The following is a 21,975-nucleotide window of genomic DNA, read 5'->3' on the forward strand; positions in this document are numbered from 1 at the left end:
ATATGTTCAAACGCATTCTTTCCAACGACTTGCCACGCAGCCGCTGGCTCGCACTGATCCTGGCCGCGCTGGTGCTGGCACTGGCGTTCACACCGTTTCTCTTCCCGGGCGTCAAGGCACTGAACGTGGCGGCCAAGGTGCTGGTCTTTATCGTGCTGGTGGCCAGCTTCGACCTGCTCTTGGGCTACACCGGCATCGTGAGTTTTGCGCACACCATGTTTTTTGGTATTGGCGCCTACGGCATTGCCATCGCCACCACGCGCCTGGGCGCGACCTGGAGTGCGCTGGGCGTGGGCTTGGGCGCGTCGCTGCTGGTGTCGTTGCTGCTGGCCTGGCTGATCGGCCTGTTTTCGCTGCGCGTGCGGGCCATCTTCTTCGCCATGATCACGCTGGCCGTGGCCTCGGCCTTCCTCACGCTGGCTTCGCAACTGCATGAGTTCACGGGGGGCGAAGACGGGCTGACGTTCAAGGTGCCCGCGGTGTTGTCGCCCAGCTTCGAGTTCAGCGAAACCCCGTTCCTGGGCGCCTCGCTCGATGGCCGCTTGTTGTGCTTCTACCTGCTGTTTACCGTGGCCGCGGTGCTGTTCCTCGCGCTGCTGCGCATCGTCAATTCACCGTTTGGCCGCGTGTTGCAGGCCATCCGTGAGAACGAGTTTCGCGCCGAGGCGATTGGTTACCGCGTGGTGGTCTACCGCACCATCTCCAGCATCCTCTCGGCCCTGTTTGCGTGTGCCGCCGGTGCCATGCTGGCGCTTTGGCTACGTTACAACGGGCCGGACACCTCGCTGTCGTTCGAAATCATGATGGACGTGTTGCTCATCGTCGTGATTGGTGGCATGGGCACACTGTATGGCTCCATCGTGGGTGCGGTGTTGTTCCTGGTGGCGCAAAGTTATCTGCAGGACCTGCTGCGGGTGGGCAGCGAGGCGGCGGCGAGTTTGCCCTGGTTGTCGGCCCTGCTGTCGCCAGACCGTTGGTTGCTTTGGCTGGGTGTGTTGTTTGTGCTGTCGGTGTATTACTTCCCCACCGGCGTGGTGGGGCGCCTGCGGGCCGCCAGTCTGGGGAGCAAGGCATGAGCACCGCCACACCCACCTCCCACTACCTGCGCTGCGCAGGTTACGAAGTGCACACCACCGAATGGGGCGCAGCCGATGCCCCTGTGGTGATCGCCTGGCACGGCCTGGCACGCACCGGGCGTGACATGGACGAGCTGGCCCGGCACCTGAGCCCGCGTTACCGTGTCATCTGCCCCGACACCCTGGGCCGCGGCCTGAGCCAGTGGAGCCGCCTGCCGGCGCAGGAATATTGCCTGCAGTTCTATGCGCGTTTGGCAGCGGAGCTGTTCGCTGCGCTGAAGATTGAACGCGCCCATTGGGTCGGCACCTCCATGGGCGGCGCTATTGGCACGGTGTGCGCGGGCGGGCTGGTCGAGCCGCAACTGCAAAGTCGCATCGTGAGTCTCACGCTCAATGACAATGCGCCCGAGCTGGCCAGTGCGGCCATTGACCGTATCCGCGCCTACGCGGGCAACCCGCCGGCCTTTGACACGGTGCTGGAGCTGGAAGCGTTTTTCCGGCAGGTGTACCAGCCCTATGGCTGGCTCAGCGATGCGCAGTGGCGCCACCTGACCGAAACCTCCACGCGCCGCCTGCCCGATGGCCGCGTGACACCGCACTACGACCCGGCCATGGTGCAGCAATTCACCGCCCACCCGGACGACTACCGCATCTGGGACCACTACGACCACATCCCCGTGCCGGTGTTGTGCCTGCGCGGTGCCGAGTCGGATTTGGTGCTGCCGCAGACCGTGTTGGCCATGGCCACGCGCGGGCCCGGTGCCGCCGGGCGCCTGCAACTGGTCGAGGTGCCGGGCTGCGGCCACGCACCCGCGCTGAACGTGCCCTCGCAGCTCACGCTGGTGTCTAACTTCATTGACGCGGCGCAGGCTGCAGCAGCCAAAATTTAAGCGAAATAGGGCGCTAGCCCCTGTGGATATTGCGCAAAAAGCTCCTGAAATAGGAGCGTTTTGGGTTAGCCGCCAATCGCCAGCACCACCGCCGCATCGTCAAACACCACCACGGCCGCCTGGCCCACCTTGAGCTGCAGGCCCGGTGCACTAAAGCCCACCATCTGCAGCCCGCAGGCCAGCGTGAGCACCACTTCGTCCCCTGATGTAGAGCGCGCCAGCCGCGCCACCGTGCCGTGTAAACGGTTGGGCAGCGCGGAGCCATTCACCGGCGCTGCCAGCACCGCCACCGCCGTGGCCTTGGCCAGCGCCAGCACCTCGCTGCCCACTGCCAGGTCCAGCAGCTCCGCACTTTCGCGCGTGATACGCGATGCCAGCGTGCTGCCATCGCTCAGGCGCAGGCGCACCTGCATGGCCCGCCCGGCGCGCTGCAGCGCCACCACCTGGCAAGGCAGCTGGTTGCGCATGCTGGTGCGCAGGCCCAGCCCGGCCAGGCGGGGCGCCACGCCGTCTGCCGGGGCGTGGCGTTGGGCGACCTGGGCCAGCGCTTGTCGGCGCAGCGTGGCCAGGGTGTCGGCCGCGTCCAGCAGCTGTAGGCCCGTGGGTGTGAGCTGCGCGCCGCCGCCGCCACTGCCGCCCACGGTGCGCTCCACCAGCGGGGCGCCGGCTAGGTTGGTCAGCGTGTCGATGGCCTGCCAGGCGGCCTTGTAACTCACGTCGGCGCCGCGTGCGGCTTCAGAAATGGAGCCGACCTGGCCAATGCGGCGCAGGATGTCCAGCCGCTTGTCAGCGACCTCGTGGCCCAGCGCGCCGGCGAGTCCAGCGCCGGTCAAAGAGGAGGGGGATGTCATGCAGGCTATGCTACGCTATCCTTTTTTGGAATAGCGATGTTTCTATGAACTCTTTGCAAAAAGTGTTGCGTTGGGTTGGTGCACTGGTCGTGCTGACCAGCGGCGCCCTGCATGCCGAAGAAGTCACCGTCGCCGTAGCAGCCAACTTCAGCGCGCCGGTGCAAAAAATTGCCGCCGCCTTTGCCACGGCCACCGGCCACAAGGCTACCGTGGTGGTGGGCTCCACCGGCAAGTTGTACGCACAGATCAAAAACGGCGCGCCCTTCCAGGTGCTGCTGTCGGCCGATGATGAAACCCCCACGCGCCTGGGCAAGGAGGGCGCGGGTGTGGTGGCCTCGCAATTCACCTACGCCACGGGCCGCCTGGTGTTGTGGAGCCGCCAGAGCGGTGTGGTGGACGACAAGGGTGAGGTGCTGCGTAGTGGCCGCTTTGAGCACTTGGCGTTGGCCGACCCCAAGCTCGCCCCCTATGGTGCGGCGGCGGTGGATGTGATGGCCAAGTTGGGCCTGACCGCCAGCCTGCAACCGAAGCTGGTGCAGGGCGAAAGCATTGGGCAGGCGTACCAGTTTGTGTTCAGCGGCAACGCAGCGCTGGGGTTTGTGGCGCTGTCGCAGGTGATGGTGGAGGGCAAGGTGGCCGAGGGCTCGGCCTGGGTGGTGCCCGCCCACCTGCACAGCCCGCTGCGCCAGGACGCCATCGTGTTGAACGCGGGCAAAGACAACGCCGCCGCGGCCGCCTTTATGGCCTTTTTGCGCAGTGATGCAGCCAGGGCGCTGATCCGCAGCTTTGGTTATGAAGTCTGAATTGGTAAGCGCATGCCCCTGAGTCCTGACGACCTTGGCGCCATCTGGCTGACGTTGCGGCTGGCCAGTGTGACCACCGTGTTGCTGCTGTTGCTGGCGACTCCGCTGGCTTGGTGGTTGGCGCACACGGCCTCGCGCTGGCGCGGGCCCGTGGGGGCTGTGGTGGCGCTGCCGCTGGTGCTGCCGCCCACGGTGCTGGGTTTTTATTTGCTGGTGAGCCTGGGGCCGCAAGGGCCGTTGGGGCAACTGACCCAGGCGCTGGGCTGGGGGCTGTTGCCGTTCACCTTTGCGGGCTTGGTCTTGGGTTCGGTGGTGTATTCGCTGCCCTTTGCCGTGCAGCCCTTGCAGCATGCGTTTGAGTCCATGGGCACGCGCCCCATGGAGGTGGCGGCTACTTTGCGGGCCAGCCCACTCGATGCATTCCTCACCGTGGCCGTGCCGCTAGCGCGCCCGGGTTTTGTGACCGCGGCGGTGCTGAGTTTTGCGCACACCGTGGGGGAGTTTGGGGTGGTGCTCATGCTGGGCGGCAATATTCCCGACAAGACCCGTGTGGTCTCCACCCAGATCTACGGCCATGTGGAAGCCCTGCAGTACACGCAGGCACACTGGTTGTCTGGCGGCATGGTGGTGTTTTCGTTTGTGGTGCTGCTGGGCCTGGGTTGGCTCAACCCGCGCGGTAGCAGGCTGCGCCCATGAGCACCGCACCCAGCCAGATTCGTCTGCGCCTGCCACGCCCCGGGTTCACACTGGAGGTAGACCTGGCCTTGCCCGCACGCGGTATCACCGTGTTGTTTGGCGCCTCGGGCTCGGGCAAAACCACCGTGCTGCGTTGTGTGGCCGGGCTGGAGCAAGCGGCCCAGGCGCATATCACCATTCACGGCCAAGTCTGGCAAGACGATGCCCAGGGCATCACGCTACCGGCCTGGCGGCGCCCGGTGGGTTATGTGTTCCAGGAAGCCAGCCTGCTGGCGCACCTGGATGTGCGCGGTAACCTGGCCTACGCGCAAAAGCGCGCTGCCAAGGCCAGTGGCCGCCACCAGGCGTTGCTGGCGCTGGAGACGGCGATTGACCTGCTGGGCCTGGCGCCGCTGCTGGCGCGCCAGACGGCCGATTTGTCGGGCGGCGAACGCCAGCGCGTGGCCATCGCCCGGGCACTGGCCACCCAGCCCGAGCTGCTGTTACTGGACGAACCCCTGGCCGCACTGGACCCGGCGCGCCGCCAGGATGTGTTGCCCTGGCTGGAGCGGCTGCGCGACGAGCTGCACATCCCCATGCTGTATGTCACCCATTCGGTGGACGAGGTGGTGCGCCTGGCCGACACGCTGGTGGTGCTGGCGCAGGGGTGCGTGCAGGCCAGCGGCCCGGCAGCTCAGGTGCTGGCGCAGGTGGACGTGCCCCTGGGTCTGGGGGACGAAGCCTCAAGCCTGCTGCACGCCCGGGTGGCGCAGGTGGATGCGGCCTGGCACCTGGCCCGGCTGGAATTTGCTGGTGGCAGTCTGTGGCTGACAGACGCCGGGCTAGCGGTGGGCACGGCCGTACGCTTGCGTGTGCTGGCGCGCGATGTGAGCCTGGCCACCCAAGAGCCGGCGCACACCAGCATCCAGAACGTGTTGCCCTGCACCGTGCTGGCCATCGCCGACGACAGCCACCCCGCGCAAGCGCTGGTGCAGCTGGGTTGTGGCCCGGACCGCCTGCTGGCGCGGGTGACCCGGCGCTCCGTGCACATGCTGGGGCTGGCGGTGGGGCAGCCTGTGTGGGCCCAGGTCAAGGCGCTGGCCTTGGCCAACTGAGTTTTTTGTGAAAAACAGCCCCAAATTCACCCGTTTGGGGGAGTGACAGGGGCGATTGACGGGGCTACGCTGGTGCATTCTTTTTTGATGCACTGCAGCACGAATTTAGCCCCTCTTATGCTCGCTTACGCGCCCCCCGACTCTTCTGTGCCTGTGATGCAGGTGCTGCACCAAGCCCAGCTGGCGCTGAAACACGGGGATGTGGCCCACAGCCTGGTGCTGGCCAAATCGGCGCTGGCCCGTGCGCAAGCCGCACACGACCTGCCGACCGAGGCGCGCTCCCTGCTGGCCTTGTCCCAGGCTGATCGCATGGTGTCGCGCTTTCGGCGCGCCCAAGAAACTGCGCAGCGCGCGGCCACCCTGTTCCAGATGTGCGAAGACACCCGCGGCGAGGCCGAGGCCCTGGCCACCCTGTCGCACACCCTGAGCGTGATGGGCCATAGCGAAGAGGGCGTGGAAGCCGCCTTGCTGGGCCTCAAGCTCAATGCCGATGCGCCTTCGCTCTCGCAAGCGCTCTCGTACAACTACCTGGGCGTGGCCTACGCCTGTGGTGGCAGCTTCGACCGGGCCGATGCCGCCTTCCGCACCGCCATTGGGCTGTTGGAAGACAACGGCCACTGGATGGAAGCCTATTTGCCACGCGTTAATCAGCGTGCCATGGAGGTCAGTCGCTGCTTTTTTGACCGGTATTACCAGGGCCAGTTTGCTTGCCTGGAGCGGCTGGGCAAGCTGCGCCGCGCCAGCGTGCGTACCACCCAGGCGGCGCCCAATCTGCTGGTGTTCCAGGGGGCTTATCTCAAAACCCAGGCCTTGCTGGGCCTGAGCGACGGTTTTGAAGCTTGCTGGCTGGGCGACCTGGCCACCGCACAAAGCCATGCCGACTTTGCCCAGGCCGCAGAAGCCCGGGGCGACGCCAACCCCTCGGTCACGCTGATGGAGCTGTGGTTGCGGGCCGAGATTGCCTGGGCCGCCCGAGACTGGCAACTGGCCGAATACCACTGCCACCGCATGATGCAACTGGCCATGTCCATCGACAACGAGCACATGGTGAGCATTGCCTATTTGCTGCTGGCCCAGATACTGACCGCCCAGGGCAAAGAGCGTGCTTCGCAGGTGCAGCTGCGTGCCCTGAAGCAGCGCGAAAACGACCTGCGCCACGCCGCACTGCAGCAGCGCGAGGAGCGTATTGAATGGCAGCTGCAGGCCCGCGCCAGCCGCGCCACGGCACGCCGTCTGGCCCAGCAAGCACAGCAGCTGGAGCAGTTGGCGATGGAAGATGCGCTCACCGGCCTGTTTAACCGCCGCTACCTGGAACGCATGGTGCCCGACCTGCTGCGCAAGGGCAGCGAGCGCGGTCTATCGCCTGCCATGGCCTTTGTGGATGTGGACTACTTCAAGCGTATCAACGACCGGTTTTCCCACCAGGTGGGCGACGCTGTGCTGCAGGAGCTGGCGCAGATTCTGCGCAGCTTTGTGCGCGAGGGTGATGTGCCCGTGCGCCTGGGGGGCGATGAATTTGTGGTGGCTTTTGCGCATGTGGAAGAAGCGGCGGCCCATGGCCTGGCGCAGCGCATTCAGGATGTTGTGGCATCCCACCCCTGGGAGCGCCTGCGCCCTGGACTCAGCGTGAGCGTGAGTGTGGGCGTGGCCGGTGCGCAAAGCGGTGACAGCCTGCGCAGCTGGCTGCACCGCTGCGACGTGGGCATGTATGTCGAAAAAGACACCAGGCATCAAAGCCTGGGCTAGCCCCCGTAGATACTGCGCAAGCAGCTCCTGAATTGATAGCGTTTTAGCTCTTGGCGCCCGCCATCAGTGCGGCAAAACCTACAAACACCCCACCCGTTAGCCGGTTGAAGGCCCGCATCACACTGGCCCGCTGCAGGTAACGCGCCAACTGTTTGCCACTGGCGGCGTAGACAAAGTACCAGCTCACCTCCACCACCGCAAACGTACCCAGCAAAATGCCAAACTGCGGCAGCTGGGGCAGCGCCGGGTTCAAAAATTGGGGGAAGAAGGCCGCGGCAAACAAAATGGCCTTGGGGTTGCTGGCCGCCACCAGCGCACCCTGGCGGTACAGCGCCCAGCTGCTCAGCGTCGCACCCAGGTTGCTGCCTTGGGCTGCGCCATCCGAAGGGTTGCTCTCCTGCACCGGGCTGCGCCACACCTGCACGCCCAAGTAGGCCAAGTAGGCCGCACCGGCCAGGCGCAGCGCGTCAAACACGGCCGGGAATGCTTGCAACAGCGCCCCCAGTCCGGCAGCCGACAGGCTCAGCATCAGCATCAGCGACGTCATGCAACCCGCCATGCTGGTCACCGCACCGCGCAGGCCCTGGCGCGCGCCGGTGCTCATCACCAGCAGCATATTGGGGCCAGGCGTGGCCGACACCACAAACGTCATCATCACAAACAGCCACCAGGTATTCAGGCTCATGGGTTTTGTCCTTGGGTTGGGTTTTCAGTAATGGGGCGGCAACTCGTCGCGCAGGTTGCGCGCGGTAGCCGGTTCGCTGGCCTGCTGGCGCAGGTGTGTCAGTTCGCGCACCAGCAAGTCGATCTGTTCCTGCTGGCGAACAATAATTTTGTCCAACTGGTCCAGCGCGTCTTCGGCAAAGCTGGCCTTGATCTCCAGCTCGGTCAGGCGCTGTTCGGTGCGGTCGGTAGTGTCCATAGCGCTCTATTGGACACCATGCGCGAGTCGTTAAATTGTTTCCACCTGTTTCAGTTAGTTCTTTGGAGCTAATGGGGTACGAATTGGCGAACTTACACTGCGCACGCCCGACCGGGCACACCCTGCCAAACCCTGGCGGCGGTGCATAGCAAAACAGGGAGCTCCTTTGACATTCAAACCCACCGCATTGCTCGCAGCCATGCTGCTTGCCACCAGCGCGCATGCCGCCCAATTCGACTTCAGTGGCAACATTGCCAACCACAATGACGTGGTGCAAATCAGCTTTTCGCTGGCCAGTGACGCCACCAACGTCAAGGTCTGGACCGACTCCTACCTGAATGGCGTCAACTTTGACCCCATCACCGCCGTCTGGTCGCAAGCTGGCAGTGGCTGGAGCCTTGTGGAGCAGAACGACGACAACCCCACCATCGTTCCCGGTCTGACCAAGTTTGACTCCGGCCTGACCTTCAGCAGCCTGGCCGCTGGCAACTACCTGTTCACCATCGCCACCTACAACAACTGGGCCAATGGCACTACGCTGGCGCAAGGCTTCAAGTTCGATAGCCAAACCCCCATCCCCTTGGCTATTTGGGACCAACCTGCCAGCACCGTGAACATGGGCACCCGCTACAGCGTGCACCTGTCGGGTGTGGACGTGGCCGCCCCCGTGCCCGAACCCGAAACCTACGCCATGCTGCTGGCAGGTCTGGGCGTGTTGGGCTGGGCCCGCCGCCGCCAAGCCAAACAAGCCTGAGTGATTGCCACCCCAACAAAAAACCCGCCTTGGCGGGTTTTTTGTTGTCTGCGCGTAGCTACGTCAATGTGGGTCTTGGCAAGCCTTGAGCGCCAGCGGCAGGTACAGCGCCAGCTTCTTGTTTGTGATGTCTTCTATAGACAAGAGTTTGAAGTGCTTGCTCCGCTTGCGCTAAAGCCAAACTATTGATCCATCCCTTACGTATATAAAAATTAGCTTGCTGTGGCTTTGCGCTTGGCCTTGACCCAAGTTGGAATTGCTCCGATCTCAGGGGCCGCATCAATGTCGAAGATTTGCTCAAGCAAAAGATTGAAATTTCTATCAACATCCTCCCGACTGATGCCGAGTTTTGACTTCATATAGATCGGAGTATTCTTTTCAAAGTCTCCGAATGCAATAACGATGTACTTCGTATTCATCTCACCCTGAAGCATCATGTCGCCCTGAATGATCATGGTTTCCCACCCAACACCTGCGCGTCTTGTATCGGCTTTTTCAGCGTAGTTTGAATCGCATATCAATAGCACTTTGCTTGCTTTCAGAACCTCATTTGTCATCCATTGCGGTAGATCCATACCTGGACGAAGGTGAAATCGATCTAAGCGAGCATCCACCCCGTTTGCACACAACTTCTTAGCCAAATCAAGAGCCCAAGACTTAACGCTCTCGTCCTTCCAAGAGTACGAAATGAACACTCGTGGATGCTCTTCGTCCAATGAGTGGGGGGCTTTCTCCTCAGGGTTCCAACTTAAGAAAGCCTTAGCCATCTTCCTGTCTGGGACATAGATGTTGAAATGTGCTGGCTCGCTGATCAGAATTTTTCTATAGAGGTTGAGAACATCAGTTGGATCGAGTTTCCCTGCTCCGCTTCCGAGTATCGGAAGGTTTGCAATCGAACAATTATTCTCTCTGCAGTACTGAACTACGCTAGAGAGGATGCTGGTGATTGCGGCAACGCTGGATGTGATTGTTCGAGCATCAACAGAGGCAGCGTACGCGATGAAATCCGCCTTGGGATATCGAGCATTGGTTGCGAGGAATAGAGCTTCTCCATATGGGATCTTGGTGCTGGGGAACGGTAAGTTATTGTTGTTAATTTCGCTGCTAACCCATTGCGTGACTCCACCAACCGAGTCGCAAGGGAGTACGAGTAAATCGCATTTTTCGTCAAATACGCTTCCCTCTTTGATCCTAAGCATGTGTATTCCTCGAATTAAAAATCCAATGCGATTTGTGGACTATGGCTTGTTCGATAAAACCAGCATTGCTGGATATTTTTAACATTTAAATCTTCCGCAAGTGACGTGTATTTTTGGTTGCGGCAGTTCTGCCTGACTTGCATAAAGGGTATAAAAATCTAACTAACTGCACATACTGTCTATAAAGGATTTTAGGCCCTCAACTGCAATTGAGTACGCAGGCCGAATGTCGGCTTTCGCTGTTTCACCATCTTCTAGTTGGATTCGGAATTCCCTCCGCCAACCCACCTATGCAGCCCCAGCTCTGCCTACCCATCACGCAGTCAGCAAAGCAAATTCGCTATCGTTTTAGTAGCTGCTTGCGCATATTCCACAGGCGCTAGAGGCCAAAAACACTAAAAATTAGCCTGCCAGCGACCCCAAGCCAAGCAACCTACTGCTTGGCCCCCAGTGCCACCGCAGCCGCACGCGAGGCCTGCAGCGCGGCCGCATCCGGCGCCTCCTGTGTAGGCCAGCCCTGCAGGTGCTTCTGCGCCAGGTTGCACAGCGCGGTGATCCACTCGGGGTCGTCGTTGAGGCAGGGGATGTAGTGAAACTCTTGGCCGCCCGCGTGCAGAAACGCCTCGCGGCCTTCCATGTTGATTTCTTCCAGGGTTTCTAGGCAGTCGCTGGTGAAGCCGGGGCAGATGACGTCCACACGCTTTACGCCGGCCTTGCCCAGGGCGATGAGGCTGGGTTCGGTGTAGGGCTCCAGCCACTTGGCGCGGCCCAGGCGGGACTGGAAGGTGACTTGGTACTGGTCTTTGTCCAGGTTCAGTGCCTCGGCCAACAGGCGTGCGGTCTTGAAACATTCGCAGTGGTACATATCGCCTAAGTGCAGCGTGCGCTCGGGCACGCCGTGGAAGCTCATCACCAGTTTGTCGGGGCGGCCGTTGGCTTTCCAGTAACGCTGCACGCTGGCGGCCAGGGCGCTGATGTAGCCGTGGTCGTCGTGGTAGCGGTTGATGAAACGGAACTCGGGGATGGCGCGTGTCTTGGCAGCCCAGGCGTAGACCGCGTCGCACACGCTGGCGGTGGTGGTGCCGCTGTACTGCGGGTAGGCGGGCAGCACCAGCACGCGGGTCATACCCTCGGCCTTCATGGCGTCCAGCTGCGAGGCGATGGAGGTGCTGCCATAGCGCATGGCCCAGCGCACCTTGACCTGGTGGTTGCGCTGGCCCAGCCATCCTTGCAGCAGCTTGGCCTGTTTTTCGGTCCAGATCTTGAGCGGCGATCCCTCGGGCGTCCACACGCTGGCGTATTTGGCGGCCGACTTGGCCGGGCGCGTGCGCAGGATGATGCCGTGCAGGATCAGCAGCCACAGCAGGCGCGGGATTTCGACCACGCGCGGGTCGCCCAAAAACTCTGCCAGGTAGCGGCGCACGGCGGTGGCGGTGGGGGCATCAGGCGTGCCCAGGTTGCACAGCAGCACGGCGGTGCGGGGCACCTGGCCATGGGTGTAGGGGGGCTCGGGCTGGAAGGGGGATTGGAAGAGCATGCGGTATTCTCCCGCACCTATGCTGCAACTCTCCACCATCAAGGCGATTACCCTGGACCTGGACGACACCTTGTGGCCCATCTGGCCGTGTATTGAACGGGCCGAGAAGGTCTTGCATGCCTGGTTGCTGCAGTACGCACCAGCCACCGCCACCCTGTATGCCGACCCACACGCGCGGCGCACCCTGCGCGAAGACACCGAGCGGCAGTGGGCCGCCCAGGCGCACGACCTGAGTGTGCTGCGCCGAGAGTCCATCCGCCTGGCGCTGGAGCGTGCGGGGGATGACACCGACTTGGCCGACCCGGCCTTCGATGTGTTTTTTGCCGAGCGCATGCGGGTGGAGCTGTTTGACGACGCGCTGGAAACGCTGGACTGGATGGCGCAGCGCTGGCCGCTGTACGCGGTGTCCAACGGCAATGCCGATGTGAACCAGGTGGGGCTGGGCGCCTACTTCACGGGCGCCGTGAGTGCGCGCGATGCGGGTGTGGGCAAGCCGGACGCGAAAATATTTATGGCGGCGGCGCAGGCCCTGCAGGTGGCGCCGCAGCACATCTTGCACGTGGGTGACGATGCGGCGCTGGACGTGTTGGGTGCCTTGGGCGTGGGCATGCAGGCGGTGTGGGTGAACCGTGCCGAACACCTGTGGAGCCACACGCAGCACCCGCATGCCACGGTGGCCAGCCTGACCGAGCTGCGCGACCTGCTCAGCGCGGCCTGAGCCCCGGCCTGGCCCAGGCGATCAAGGCGCGGGTTTGAAGCGCAGGCGACTCTTGGTGTAGGCCTGCACATTGTCTTCGCTCAGGTGCTGCGGCACATACTCCCCAGCAATATAGCGCTCGGCCTGGTCGGCATAGTGCGTGTCAAACAGCACGCCGCTCTGGCCCACCGGGTTGATACCCACGGCGCGGCTGGCATCGGCAAAGTCAATCACCCGGCGGGTGGATGGCCCGTAGCTCACGGCCCAAGGCGCAGGCCCCATGGCGCCCGACAGGTTGTTGGGCGTTTCGCGTCCGCCTGGTGCAGCAAAAGGCCCCACGTTAAACAGCAGGTGCAGCGGTTTCTGGCGGCCCAGAGGGTGCACGTGGGTCACCGTGTGGGCGGCACCCCAGCGCCAGTCCAGCAGGCTGGTGCCATACAGGCCTTGCAGGTGTTTGAGCGTGTTGGACCAGGCAATGCGCACAGTTTCGAAATGGCTCTCTTTGGCTTTGGTGTTGGTGTTGTCCCACCAGGGGGATTGCGGGTCGGCCACCAGCAGGGGCAGGGCGAAGTCGATGGCGCGGGTGTTGAGCAGGTTTTTGAACTGCACCTCGCCCAACTCGTCTTCCATGGCGGCCTTGCTCAGCTCATACAGCATCTGGCTGAACAAGGTGGCGGCAATGCTGTCGGTGCTGTAGTTGCCGTCCCACTTGGTGAGCGGCTCCATGAAGGCTTTTTCGTTGGCATCCGTCACCACGGACTGCATCACGGGCAGCAGGTTTTGCAGGATGCGGCGGCTGTAGCCGTTGCTCGTGTCCAGTTGCAGGGCCTGCGCGGCCTCCGTATCCCAGCGCACCTTGGGGTTGGAGAGCACGTCGTCCAGGCGCTGGGCGCGGTCGTACAGGTTGTAGTAGCCGGGCACCGGTACGCCGCTGCTGGGCTTGGGCTGGTGGTTGGCGGACATGATGTAGCCGCGTGCCGGGTTTTCTTCTTGCGGGTTGAAGTTAAAGGCGTAGAAGCCGGGCTTCTCGGCTTCGCCCTTGGCCGCATCGAGGATGAAAGTGGGGTTGACGCCTTGGGGGCGCTGCGGCAGCTTGGCGGCGGCCCACCAGCCGATATCGCCCTTGGCGTTGGCCCACACCACGTTCAGGCCGGGGGCGTGGATTTTGCTGGCCGCCTCGCGCGCCTTGTCGCGCGTGTCGGCGCGGTTGAGCTCGTAGAAGGCCTGTAACGTTGGGTTCTCGGTTTCCAGAAAGGCCCACCACATGGCAACCGGGGTGTCGCCCAGGCTGTCCTTGAAGACATCGTTGATGATGGGGCCGTGGGGCGAGCGGCGCAGGCTCAGCTGCACCGGCGGGGCACCTTTGACGGTGATGGTTTCCGAGCGTGTTGTCAGGTTCACCCACTGGCCGTTGTGCCAGACCTGCTGCGGGTTCTCGGGGTTCACCTTTTCGGCCACCAGGTCCACGTCATCGTTCTGGAACATGGTCAGGCTCCAGCCAAAGTCCATGTTGTGGCCCAAGAGTGCAAAGGGGCTCAGCGCCTGGAAGTTGCCATACAGCTCAAAGTCGGGTGCGCTCAGGTGCGCCTCGTACCAGACGCTGGGGGTGGAAAAACCAATGTGCGGGTCGCCAGCCAGCAGCGGCTTGCCGCTGGCCGTGCGTTTGCCCGAGATGGCCCAGGCGTTGCTGCCCTCGAACAGCGGCACGCCCGCCAGTGCCATGGCGTCTTGGCTGATCTGGGCGATGTGGTTCAGGCTCCCCCAGTCGCGCTGGCTCAAGGTGGTGGGCTGGGTGAGTACCCCTTGCGGGTTCCACTCAATGTCAAACGTGCGCAGGTAGTCGGGGCCGAGTTTGTCGCGGATAAAGGTCATCACCGGCTCGGTGCGAAACGCTGCTGCAAAGCTGTAGGCCAGGTAGCCAGACACGGCAATCGTGTCTTCAGGTGTGAAGGGCTGGTGCGGGATGCCCAGAATGTCGAACTCGATGGGCGAGCGCTGCGTGTCCTGGTACTGGTTGATGCCGTCCAGGTAGGCCAGCAGGGCCTGGTTGGCCGGCGTAGCCATGTCCATCTTGGCGACGGTAGCCTTGGCGTGGGCGCGTATGCCCAGCGTGCGGAACAGGGTGTCCACCTCCACCAGCTTGGGGCCCAAGATTTCGGCCAACTCGCCCTTGGCCAGGCGACGCACCATTTCCATCTGGAACAGTCGGTGCTGGGCGTGCACATAACCCAGTGCGCGGTACAGGTCGTTCTGGTTCTCGGCGCGGATGTGGGGCACGCCCCGTTCGTCAAAACGCACGCTCACCGGGGCGGCGAGTTTCTCCATGGCCAGCGTGCCGCTGCGCACAGGTTGTTTTTGGTAGAGGTACCAGCCACCCAGGGCCAACGCGGCAAGCAGGAGCAAGGCGATCAGGCCGCCAATAATTTTGAGGACAAGCTTCATGGCAGCTATGGTGCCATTAAATTCGCCCGCCGCGCCCTAAAAAATCCAGGGGTTGCGGGTGCGCACGCGGGCGCCCAGGCTGCGCAGCATCTGCGTCATCCCCAGATGGGCGCGGTCAAAGTGGGGCAGGTCTGGCGGCACGGCACGCAGGTAGTGCGTGGCGGTGCGCCGTGCGGCGGCGTCGGGCTGGGGCGGTGGTGGCAACTGGCCAAAGTCGTACACCGCGCTGTGCAGCGGCAGGCATTGCCAGTCTTGCCAGCCGGCCAGCGCGGGCAGTAGCTCGGTTTCAAAGTGCGGGAGGTCCAGCGCGGGGTCAATCAGCTCCAGCGCCAGGTAGGCGTTGCGCAGCGCCGCTGTGTTTTTGGGGCGGCGCAGTGCGGCCTTCCAGACAATGGCGGCCTGCTCGCAAAACAGGGGCGACAGTGTGCGCGTGCAGCCAAAGTCCAGCAGGCCCAACTGGCCGTCGGCCATGAACAGGTAGTTGCCCGCATGCGGGTCGGCCTGCAGCCGCTGCAGGCCCCAGGCACATTGCATGAAGGTGTCAAACAGCAGCTGGCCATAGTGGTCGCGCTGGGCCTGGCTGGGCTGGGTGGCCAGCCACTCAGGCAGGTGTTGGCCTTGCAGGCGCTGCATGGTCAGCATGCGCGGTGTGGTGCGCGCCATCACCGGTTGGGGCACCACCAGGTGCGGGTGCTGCAGCGCTTTGGCAAACCACTGCAGCTGGCTGGCTTCGTGCAGATAGTCCAGCTCCTGCGTCAGCGTCTGGGCAATGTTGTCCATCACCCGGGCCTGGATGTCGGCGTTGGGCAGCGCCTCGGGCCCAAGGCTGATGCCCTTGAGTAGCAGGCGCAGCATGGCCAGGTCGCTCTGGATGGTGGCGGCCATGCCGGGGTACTGCAGCTTCACGGCCACGGCCTCGCCGCTGTGCAGCGTGGCCGCGTGCACCTGGCCCAGGCTGGCGGCGGCAAAGGCTTGCAGGTCAAAGTCGGCAAACAGCGCCTCGGGGCTGTCGCCCAGCTCTTGGCGCAGCAGCTTGAGCACCAGCGCACGGTTCAGCGGCGTGACCTGGTAGTGCGCGCGCGCCAGCTGCTGGCGCACGCCGTCGGGCAGCAGGCCCAGCTCCATGCTCAGCAGCTGCGAGGCTTTGAGCGTCGTGCCCTTGAGCTGGTTGAGCGCGGTGAACGCAATGCGGCCCATCTTGGCCTCGTGCTCCACGCGGGCGGCCTCCTGGTCGGCCGCGCTGGCGCCGCGCTGCACCAGCTTTGTTGCCGAGCGTGCCAGCTGCGTGGCCCCGGCCTGTGCGGCGGCGGCACCCACGATGGCGCCGCGCGCGAGCTTACTGGTGCGCGGTGCTTGCGGCATGCAAAGACTGGCGCAGCATGATGGGGACAATGACGCGGTGCACCGGCCCCACCACGGCCATGTAGGCACGGCCCAGGGCGTTGTGGTTGTGCACCACGGTGCTGACGGATACCACGGGCTGGCCGTCTTGCTGGTGTTTGTAGACCGACAGCTCCACACGCAAATGCTTGTCGTCATCGAAGAGGATGACTTCGGGCGCCGACAGGTAGTCCACGCTGAAGATGCCCGCGCGGTCGCCCACGGTGTAACTGGCGGCGGGCTTGGCGTCCTGCGCTTGCATCTTTACCTGCATGCCACCCAGGTGTTTGAGGCCCACCAGGCGCCCGGCCTGGTTGCGCATCGACATCAGAAAGTTCATCCAGCCCGGGGTGTAGCCCATCACGGCCAAGTAGGTTTCCATGGCGTTGCTGCCGGGCTGCGGGTCGGCAAAGGTGTAGCAGTCGGCAAAGTCGGCACCTGCCGTACGCAGGGCAATCTGGCTGTGCGCGGGCAGTGCGGTTTCGGTGATGGTGGCGGTGTTCATGGGGTCTTTGGGGTTTGTAGTGTTTGGCGGGCTAATTGCATCAGGTCCAGCCAGCCACCACCGGGCTGCATCAGGCGGGCCAGCTGGCTGCGCAGCAAAAAGCCGCCCAGCTCCAGCAGGCGGTCCACCAGGCCGCTGCGCAGGGCGAGGGTCAGCACGCCCAGGCTCAGGTCGGTCATGCGGGTGGTATCGGCAAAGCCATCCGAGGTATCGCGCAACCAGAAGCCCAGCACCGCGTACACATAGTCCGCCATCAGGCTGGAAAGGCTGCCCTGAAAGCCGCAGGGTGGTATCTCGCCGCTGGCCTGCGCGGCCTCCAGCATCTCGGCAAACGCGGCCTGCAGCAGCGCCTTGCCGGGCAGGGCGCCGCTGAGCATCGCCAGGGGTGCCTTGTTGAGCAGTTGGTGCGCCAGGGCCACAAACTCGCGGTCGGGCAGCAGGGTTTCCAGCAGATGGTCCACCAGCAGCTGCATGCGCTCTTGCAGCGTAAATTTGTCCAGCCCCTTGGTCTTGCGCATGGCCGCCAGGGCGTCCTCCACGGCCTGCTCAAAGTAGGCCAGCACCAGTTTTTCCTTGCTGGGGAAGTACTTGTAGATGGTGGCATCGCCCATGTCGGCCGCGCGGGCGATTTGTTTCATGGTGGTGCCGTCAAACCCGTGCTGGGTCATCAGGTCTACCGCGGTGCGGATCAGCAGGCGGTGGCTTTGGGCTTGTTGGGCTTTGGTGGTGCGCATGGTGCGGGGGCTCTCAAGCAGTGCCGTCCCAGCGCGCATCGGCGCGCAGGGCACAGTGGGTCCAGATGCCGCCGGCTAGGTCGGCCAGGCCAAACAGCATGATCATGGGGCTGCCCAGGCCGGCGAGGGCAAAGGCGGTGAACGCCACAAACACGATGAAACGTGTGTAAACGGAGGCGACCAGAAACGGCTTGAATTCATGGCTGGCCGCCACCCAGGCGTAGACGCCAATCATGAAAGCCACCAGCCCCACCACGCGAATCCACACCTCGGGCGTCGGTGGTATCTGCAGCAGGGCCAGCAGCAGGTTGGGCACGGTGACGAGCACGGTGCCCGCCAGGAATAAGTAAACAGCGAAGACTTTGGCGCTGAAGGCGGAGCTGGACATGGTGAATGCCTTTATGAAAACTAACTTTTCATAAATATAACATTCAGTGAATTTAAAAGATAGTTAGTTTTTTAAAAGGCTTGCAGCAGCCACTCCGCTGCGCACCGCGCCTTCCAGCGTGGCGGGGTAGGGTCCGTCCACATAGTCGCCACAGGCCCACAGGCCGGGTGCGATGGCCTGGGTGGGGCGTACCAGCCCCGGCGTGCAGGCAAAGGTGGCGCGTTTTTCCACCACGGTTTGCAGCGGCGTGAGTGCCAGGCCCAGCTGCGCCTGGGCCTGCGCTAGCACCTGGGTTTGCAGGGTGTCGCGGTCGCCCTCGCTGGCGCTGACCACAAAGGCCAGCAGCCCTTGCGGGCCGCCGAGCTGGCCACGGTCAAACACAAACTGGGCCGGGTAGGCCGCATCGCTGCGCAGCGCCAGCATGGGCTGGTTCAGGCGGCCGTTGGCGGCGTGGGCGTAGACGGTGGCAATGGCTTCAAACTGCAGGGCCTGCGCGGTGGCGGCCCAGGTTTGCAGCTGGGTTGCTATGGTTTCAGGAGCTGCTTGCGCAGACTCCATAAGGGCTGAGGCCGCATTCGAGGATGAAGTGGCCCACAGCACGGCATCAAAGGCTTGGCCGTTCACCTGCCAGCCGCGGCCCGTGGGCTGCGGGCTGAGTTGCTCCACACGTGTGCCCAGCTGCACCACGCCGCCTTGCGCTTGCAGCCAGTTGGCCGCGGCCTGCGGGAACAGCGTGGCGAGGTCGGCGCGCGGCAAGAGCAGGTTGGAACTGCCACGCCCGCCAAACAGCGAGTCGCGCAACACAGTCAAAAACACCTGGCCGCTGGCCCGGTCGGCCGGCGTGTTGAGGGCGGATACGCAGAGCGGGTCAATCATGGTGGCCAGCACGGTGGGCGTGAGCGTGCGGCAGAGGTCGGCCACGCTGGTCTGCGGCGCGCAGGCAAAGCCGCCCAGCTGCCAGCCCGTGGCAGCGCGCAGCAGGCTCCACTTGTCGGCCCAACTCCAGCCGCCGGCGCGCAGGATGCCGGCCAGCGCATCCAGCGGGCTGGGCCAGTCGGGCAGGGCCAGACCGTTGCCATCGGGGAACAGCAGCGTGAGTGGCAGGCGCAGCAACGTGGCTTCGGGGTCCACGCCTACGGTGCGCATGAGCTTGAGCGTTTCGGAGTAGGCGCCAATCAGGATGTGCTGGCCGTTGTCCAGCACCACGGGCGTGCCGTCCGGCAAGGTGCCATTCAGGGCTCTGGCCCGCCCCCCGACTGCGCGGGCTGCTTCAAAAACTGTAGCGTGGTGGCCTGCTTGCGTGGCCGTAACAGCCGCCGCCATTCCGGCCCAGCCGGCACCGACGATGGCTACGCGCATAGGCAAGCTGAAGCAGGTTTTGCCGCCGGGCCGCCCCAAGGCAAAACGCGGCCCCCTTGGGGGGCAGGGAGCCACACGCAGTGGGCGACCGTGGGGGCCTTGTTCATAGGCGACCGAGGGCTTGGACTTTCCACGCCAGCCACAGTTTGCGTAGCGGCGTGAGTGCCACGCGCTGGTGCAGCACCTGGAAGTTGTCGGCCTCGATTTCACGCAACAGGGCGCGGTAGATGCTGGCCATCATCAGGCCGGGTTTTTGCGCGCGGCGGTCGGCGGCGGGCAGCAGGGCCAGGGCTTCGTCGTACAGGCCCTGGGCGCGCTGTGCCTGGAATTGCATCAGCGCGGTAAAGCGGTCGGAGTAGCTGCGCTTCAGGATCTCGTGCGCCTTCACATCAAACTGTTGCAGCTCGTTGACGGGCAGGTAGATGCGCCCGCGCATGGCGTCTTCGCCCACGTCGCGCAGGATGTTGGTGAGCTGCAGGGCCTGGCCCAGCTTGTGGGCGTAGGCCGTGGTTTGCGGGTCGGTCTGGCCGAAGATGCGCGCCGCCACCTCGCCTACCACGCCGGCCACCAGGTGGCAGTAGCGTTGCAGGTTGGGGTAGTCCAGGTAGCGGGTTTGCTCCAGGTCCATCTGGCAGCCTTCGATCACGCCCAGGAGGTGGCGCGCCTCGATGCCGTAGACGGCGGTGTGTGGCATCAGCGCTTTCATCACCGGGTGGCTGGGTTGGCCTGCAAAGGCTTTGCCCACCTCGGATTGCCACCAGGCCAGTTTGGTGGCGGCCACGCCGTGGTCCACCATCTCGTCTACCACGTCGTCCACCTCGCGACAGAAGGCATAAAACGCGGTGATGGCGGCGCGGCGCGGGGCCGGCAGAAACAGGAAGGCGTAGTAGAAGCTGCTGCCGCTGGCGGCGGCTTTGTCCTGGACGTATTGCTCTGGGGTCATGGCGGGGATTGTTACATCCCGCAGCACCTCATTTGAATTCGCCGGGCTTGAAAAAATACTCGTCCGGCATGGCCCGGAAGGCCTCGGTCAGCAGCGGGTTGTCCAGGGTGATGACGTTGCGCTGTGAGAGCTTGGCGCGCAGCAGGGCGCGGCGCACCGAAGGGTCGTTGTTCAGCAGCCGTTGGAACGATCCATCGGCAAAAGCACGCCGCAGGCCCAGCAAGATGGTCGCATGCAGCTCGGCGCTGTCGGGGCGAACATAAAACAGGCGGGCAAAGCGGTACACCAGCAAGGTGTGGGCATCCACCAGCATGGACGGTGCAAAGTCGCCGTACTGTTCGGAGAAGCCGTACACCTCGTTCAGGCCCAGCGGCAAAAAGTCAAACCGTTTGGCCTCCAACATGGGGAACAGCGATTCCAGCGTGGGGCCGGTGACCACCGAGATACCGGCGGCCTGCATGATGGCGTTGTTGGACCAGCCCAGGCCCTGGCCGGCGCGAAAACGGCGCAGCTGCGTGAGGCTGCCCACGCGGGCGAATTCGTGTTCCAGGCTGTAGTGGATCAGGCTGATGCGGTAGCCCAGGAGGCCGCGGTCGATGGGGAAGTAGACGGCGTTGAAGGCTTTTTCGAACTCTCCGCCAGAGCCAAAGTCCGCCACGTTGACCTCGCCGCGGCGCAACATGGCGCGTGCGCGTTCGTCGTTGACGGCCACGGGGTGCAGCAGCAGTGAGTAGGGTCTGGCGGCGCGCTGCAGTGCCAGTTCCAGCACGCGGTAGCCCAGGTTGTCTGCGCCGTTGCCGTTGAGGTTGGGGTAGACCACCGCAAGTGGGGCCACCTGGGCCAGGCCGGGCGGTGTGCTGCCCAGCGCCCAGCCCGCACTGGCGATGCGCAAAAGGGATTGGCGGCGGGTCCAACGGGGTTCGGTTTGTTGTTCTTGTAGCGCAGACATGGCGAGGACTGTCACTTTGGTTTTTTACATCCAAATTGCGCGCCAGAGCATGACCGGGGCATCCCACCAGCGGATGGTGGGGCGCTTGAATAGCGTCATGCCACCAGCAGCCTCAATTTTGTCAAGAATGCGCAAGCCGCCTTGCACCACTAGGCGCAACTCCCACCCGGCACGCCCAGGAATTCGATGCACAAGTGGCGCACCACGCAGCATGCGGCCTCTTGCAACTTGCGTACAAGCCAAAATTAATTCCCTGGAGACGGTGATTTGTTGTTGAGCCGTCATATCAACCCATGACACACCGGATTGGAAGTGCATATCTTCCGGTAGGTAGTAGCGACCCCGCGGAATGTCCACGCTCAGGTCTTGCCAGAAGTTGATGAGTTGCAGGGCGGTGCAGATGGCATCACTCTCGGCCAGCGCCTGCGTGCCGTGCACGCCATACAGGTGCAGCAGCAGGCGGCCCACCGGATTGGCTGAGCGACGGCAGTAGTCCAGCAGCTCGGCGTCGTCGGCGTAACCCGCGGCGTCGCGGGTTTTCTCAATGTCCTGCACAAACGCGTCCAGCAGGTCGTGCAGCAACTGCACCGGCAGGGCGTGCTGTTGAATTGCCACCTGCAGCGGGCCAAACACCTGGGGCCAGTTGGCAAAGGCGGTTTCACCGTCGGCCGCCTGTTGCAGCGCCTGGCGGTAGGCCTGCAGGCTGGCCAAACGCTCGGCCGGGCTGGCGTCGCCTTCGTCGGCAATGTCGTCCGCCGTGCGGGCAAAGTGGTAGATGGCGGCAATCGGTGCGCGCAGGTGCGGCGGGCAGAGCCAGGAGGCGACCGGAAAGTTTTCGTAATGCGTGATGGGGGCAGCGGCCACAGTGGCGGCGGGCAGGGGGCTTGGCATGGGCGCCATTGTGCCTTTGGGCCTATTTGCTTTACCGCGTCTTGACAAATATCAGGGCTTACCCTAAATTACTAACCAATCGGTCATTAGTGGTGCCGGGCGGCTTGCCTGGCACCGTA

The 21,975-nt window shown here is 63.8% G+C and carries 22 protein-coding genes; 8 read left to right on the forward strand and 14 right to left on the reverse strand.

Translation table 11 applies throughout. From position 1 onward, the window contains the following. The first annotated feature begins 2 nt into the window (after nt 1–2). Both AC097A_RS08805 and AC097A_RS08810 read left to right on the forward strand, forming a co-directional pair. Nucleotides 3–1,076 carry a branched-chain amino acid ABC transporter permease gene (locus tag AC097A_RS08805; RefSeq protein ID WP_479620546.1) on the forward strand — a complete coding sequence of 358 codons (1,074 nt, stop codon included), beginning with the start codon at nt 3–5 and terminating at the stop codon, nt 1,074–1,076. Next, on the forward strand, nt 1,073–1,966 hold the full coding sequence (locus AC097A_RS08810; protein ID WP_479620547.1) for an alpha/beta fold hydrolase: 894 nt from the start codon (nt 1,073–1,075) through the stop codon (nt 1,964–1,966). The genes AC097A_RS08805 and AC097A_RS08810 overlap by 4 nt, the downstream gene beginning before the upstream one ends. A 65-nt stretch (nt 1,967–2,031) precedes the next feature. On the opposite strand, the gene AC097A_RS08815 is transcribed toward AC097A_RS08810, so the two are convergent. Then, nucleotides 2,032–2,817: a TOBE domain-containing protein gene (locus AC097A_RS08815; protein WP_479620548.1), complete on the reverse strand. Its 786-nt coding sequence runs from the start codon at nt 2,815–2,817 to the stop codon at nt 2,032–2,034. Between the two features lie 44 nt (nt 2,818–2,861). Here AC097A_RS08815 and modA point away from each other — a divergent pair, with 44 nt between their 5' ends. From modA to AC097A_RS08835, 4 genes are all read left to right on the forward strand, one after another. Then, nucleotides 2,862–3,620: a molybdate ABC transporter substrate-binding protein gene (gene modA, locus AC097A_RS08820; RefSeq protein WP_479620549.1), complete on the forward strand. Its 759-nt coding sequence runs from the start codon at nt 2,862–2,864 to the stop codon at nt 3,618–3,620. 12 nt (nt 3,621–3,632) lie between these two features. Then, nucleotides 3,633–4,316: a molybdate ABC transporter permease subunit gene (gene modB, locus AC097A_RS08825; RefSeq protein WP_105260557.1), complete on the forward strand. Its 684-nt coding sequence runs from the start codon at nt 3,633–3,635 to the stop codon at nt 4,314–4,316. Further along, nucleotides 4,313–5,410, forward strand: coding sequence for a molybdenum ABC transporter ATP-binding protein (gene modC / locus AC097A_RS08830; protein ID WP_479620550.1), 1,098 nt, complete (start codon nt 4,313–4,315; stop codon nt 5,408–5,410). Before modB ends, modC begins: the two co-directional genes overlap by 4 nt. A 117-nt stretch (nt 5,411–5,527) precedes the next feature. After that, nucleotides 5,528–7,156 carry a diguanylate cyclase gene (locus tag AC097A_RS08835; protein WP_479620551.1) on the forward strand — a complete coding sequence of 543 codons (1,629 nt, stop codon included), beginning with the start codon at nt 5,528–5,530 and terminating at the stop codon, nt 7,154–7,156. A 43-nt stretch (nt 7,157–7,199) separates the two neighbouring features. Here AC097A_RS08835 and AC097A_RS08840 read toward each other — a convergent pair whose 3' ends face one another. Both AC097A_RS08840 and AC097A_RS08845 read right to left on the reverse strand, forming a co-directional pair. Continuing rightward, the gene (locus AC097A_RS08840; protein ID WP_105260560.1) at nt 7,200–7,841 is read right to left on the reverse strand and encodes a LysE family translocator; all 642 of its coding nucleotides are present in this window, start codon (nt 7,839–7,841) and stop codon (nt 7,200–7,202) included. 24 nt (nt 7,842–7,865) lie between these two features. After that, nucleotides 7,866–8,078, reverse strand: coding sequence for a SlyX family protein (locus AC097A_RS08845; protein WP_105260561.1), 213 nt, complete (start codon nt 8,076–8,078; stop codon nt 7,866–7,868). Between the two features lie 166 nt (nt 8,079–8,244). On the opposite strand from AC097A_RS08845, the gene AC097A_RS08850 reads away from it, so the two are divergent. Beyond that, nucleotides 8,245–8,832: a DVUA0089 family protein gene (locus tag AC097A_RS08850; protein ID WP_479620552.1), complete on the forward strand. Its 588-nt coding sequence runs from the start codon at nt 8,245–8,247 to the stop codon at nt 8,830–8,832. A gap of 212 nt (nt 8,833–9,044) precedes the next feature. Here the strand turns inward: AC097A_RS08850 and AC097A_RS08855 are convergent, their stop codons facing one another. Further along, nucleotides 9,045–10,031 carry a toll/interleukin-1 receptor domain-containing protein gene (locus tag AC097A_RS08855; protein WP_479620553.1) on the reverse strand — a complete coding sequence of 329 codons (987 nt, stop codon included), beginning with the start codon at nt 10,029–10,031 and terminating at the stop codon, nt 9,045–9,047. A 433-nt stretch (nt 10,032–10,464) separates the two neighbouring features. Further along, a complete protein-coding gene (hemH, locus tag AC097A_RS08860; protein ID WP_479620554.1) occupies nt 10,465–11,568 on the reverse strand; it encodes a ferrochelatase in 1,104 nt (367 codons plus the stop codon). 19 nt (nt 11,569–11,587) lie between these two features. Between hemH and AC097A_RS08865 the strand changes: the two genes are divergently transcribed. After that, on the forward strand, nt 11,588–12,286 hold the full coding sequence (locus AC097A_RS08865) for an HAD-IA family hydrolase (RefSeq protein WP_315493231.1): 699 nt from the start codon (nt 11,588–11,590) through the stop codon (nt 12,284–12,286). 21 nt (nt 12,287–12,307) lie between these two features. Here the strand turns inward: AC097A_RS08865 and AC097A_RS08870 are convergent, their stop codons facing one another. From AC097A_RS08870 to hpnC, 9 genes are all read right to left on the reverse strand, one after another. Further along, nucleotides 12,308–14,707: a penicillin acylase family protein gene (locus AC097A_RS08870; RefSeq protein WP_479620555.1), complete on the reverse strand. Its 2,400-nt coding sequence runs from the start codon at nt 14,705–14,707 to the stop codon at nt 12,308–12,310. Between the two features lie 36 nt (nt 14,708–14,743). Then, nucleotides 14,744–16,069 (reverse strand): ABC1 kinase family protein, encoded by a 1,326-nt coding sequence (locus tag AC097A_RS08875; RefSeq protein WP_479620556.1) that lies wholly within the window; start codon nt 16,067–16,069, stop codon nt 14,744–14,746. Next, nucleotides 16,044–16,592, reverse strand: coding sequence for a DUF2867 domain-containing protein (locus AC097A_RS08880; RefSeq protein WP_479620557.1), 549 nt, complete (start codon nt 16,590–16,592; stop codon nt 16,044–16,046). Before AC097A_RS08880 ends, AC097A_RS08875 begins: the two co-directional genes overlap by 26 nt. Next, entirely contained in the window at nt 16,589–17,326 is a 738-nt protein-coding gene (locus tag AC097A_RS08885) for a TetR/AcrR family transcriptional regulator (RefSeq protein ID WP_479620558.1), read from the reverse strand. Before AC097A_RS08885 ends, AC097A_RS08880 begins: the two co-directional genes overlap by 4 nt. A gap of 13 nt (nt 17,327–17,339) precedes the next feature. Beyond that, complete coding sequence (locus tag AC097A_RS08890; protein ID WP_479620559.1) at nt 17,340–17,714, reverse strand: hypothetical protein; 375 nt, start codon at nt 17,712–17,714, stop codon at nt 17,340–17,342. 63 nt (nt 17,715–17,777) lie between these two features. Beyond that, nucleotides 17,778–19,073, reverse strand: a complete 1,296-nt coding sequence (gene hpnE, locus AC097A_RS08895) for a hydroxysqualene dehydroxylase HpnE (RefSeq protein WP_479620560.1) — start codon at nt 19,071–19,073, stop codon at nt 17,778–17,780. A 103-nt stretch (nt 19,074–19,176) separates the two neighbouring features. Then, on the reverse strand, nt 19,177–20,016 hold the full coding sequence (hpnD, locus tag AC097A_RS08900) for a presqualene diphosphate synthase HpnD (protein WP_479620561.1): 840 nt from the start codon (nt 20,014–20,016) through the stop codon (nt 19,177–19,179). Between the two features lie 28 nt (nt 20,017–20,044). After that, nucleotides 20,045–20,965, reverse strand: a complete 921-nt coding sequence (locus tag AC097A_RS08905; protein WP_479620562.1) for a hypothetical protein — start codon at nt 20,963–20,965, stop codon at nt 20,045–20,047. A gap of 24 nt (nt 20,966–20,989) precedes the next feature. Further along, nucleotides 20,990–21,865 carry a squalene synthase HpnC gene (gene hpnC, locus AC097A_RS08910; RefSeq protein WP_479620563.1) on the reverse strand — a complete coding sequence of 292 codons (876 nt, stop codon included), beginning with the start codon at nt 21,863–21,865 and terminating at the stop codon, nt 20,990–20,992. Between the last annotated feature and the right edge of the window lie 110 nt (nt 21,866–21,975).

This window comes from Rhodoferax sp. XS2R6, from assembly GCF_056521365.1.

Excerpts from the sequence above, each read along its gene's own strand:
- AC097A_RS08845 (WP_105260561.1), bottom strand. The coding sequence starts at position 8,078 with ATGGACACTACCGACCGCACCGAACAGCGCCTGACCGAGCTGGAGATC.
- hpnE (WP_479620560.1), bottom strand. The coding sequence starts at position 19,073 with ATGCGCGTAGCCATCGTCGGTGCCGGCTGGGCCGGAATGGCGGCGGCT.
- AC097A_RS08865 (WP_315493231.1), top strand. The coding sequence starts at position 11,588 with ATGCTGCAACTCTCCACCATCAAGGCGATTACCCTGGACCTGGACGAC.
- AC097A_RS08905 (WP_479620562.1), bottom strand. The coding sequence starts at position 20,965 with ATGTCTGCGCTACAAGAACAACAAACCGAACCCCGTTGGACCCGCCGC.
- hemH (WP_479620554.1), bottom strand. The coding sequence starts at position 11,568 with ATGCTCTTCCAATCCCCCTTCCAGCCCGAGCCCCCCTACACCCATGGC.
- AC097A_RS08810 (WP_479620547.1), top strand. The coding sequence starts at position 1,073 with ATGAGCACCGCCACACCCACCTCCCACTACCTGCGCTGCGCAGGTTAC.
- AC097A_RS08840 (WP_105260560.1), bottom strand. The coding sequence starts at position 7,841 with ATGAGCCTGAATACCTGGTGGCTGTTTGTGATGATGACGTTTGTGGTG.
- AC097A_RS08885 (WP_479620558.1), bottom strand. The coding sequence starts at position 17,326 with ATGCGCACCACCAAAGCCCAACAAGCCCAAAGCCACCGCCTGCTGATC.
- AC097A_RS08855 (WP_479620553.1), bottom strand. The coding sequence starts at position 10,031 with ATGCTTAGGATCAAAGAGGGAAGCGTATTTGACGAAAAATGCGATTTA.
- AC097A_RS08805 (WP_479620546.1), top strand. The coding sequence starts at position 3 with ATGTTCAAACGCATTCTTTCCAACGACTTGCCACGCAGCCGCTGGCTC.
- AC097A_RS08815 (WP_479620548.1), bottom strand. The coding sequence starts at position 2,817 with ATGACATCCCCCTCCTCTTTGACCGGCGCTGGACTCGCCGGCGCGCTG.
- AC097A_RS08870 (WP_479620555.1), bottom strand. The coding sequence starts at position 14,707 with ATGAAGCTTGTCCTCAAAATTATTGGCGGCCTGATCGCCTTGCTCCTG.
- hpnD (WP_479620561.1), bottom strand. The coding sequence starts at position 20,016 with ATGACCCCAGAGCAATACGTCCAGGACAAAGCCGCCGCCAGCGGCAGC.
- modC (WP_479620550.1), top strand. The coding sequence starts at position 4,313 with ATGAGCACCGCACCCAGCCAGATTCGTCTGCGCCTGCCACGCCCCGGG.
- AC097A_RS08835 (WP_479620551.1), top strand. The coding sequence starts at position 5,528 with ATGCTCGCTTACGCGCCCCCCGACTCTTCTGTGCCTGTGATGCAGGTG.
- modA (WP_479620549.1), top strand. The coding sequence starts at position 2,862 with ATGAACTCTTTGCAAAAAGTGTTGCGTTGGGTTGGTGCACTGGTCGTG.
- AC097A_RS08875 (WP_479620556.1), bottom strand. The coding sequence starts at position 16,069 with ATGCCGCAAGCACCGCGCACCAGTAAGCTCGCGCGCGGCGCCATCGTG.
- modB (WP_105260557.1), top strand. The coding sequence starts at position 3,633 with ATGCCCCTGAGTCCTGACGACCTTGGCGCCATCTGGCTGACGTTGCGG.
- AC097A_RS08880 (WP_479620557.1), bottom strand. The coding sequence starts at position 16,592 with ATGAACACCGCCACCATCACCGAAACCGCACTGCCCGCGCACAGCCAG.
- hpnC (WP_479620563.1), bottom strand. The coding sequence starts at position 21,865 with ATGGCGCCCATGCCAAGCCCCCTGCCCGCCGCCACTGTGGCCGCTGCC.
- AC097A_RS08890 (WP_479620559.1), bottom strand. The coding sequence starts at position 17,714 with ATGTCCAGCTCCGCCTTCAGCGCCAAAGTCTTCGCTGTTTACTTATTC.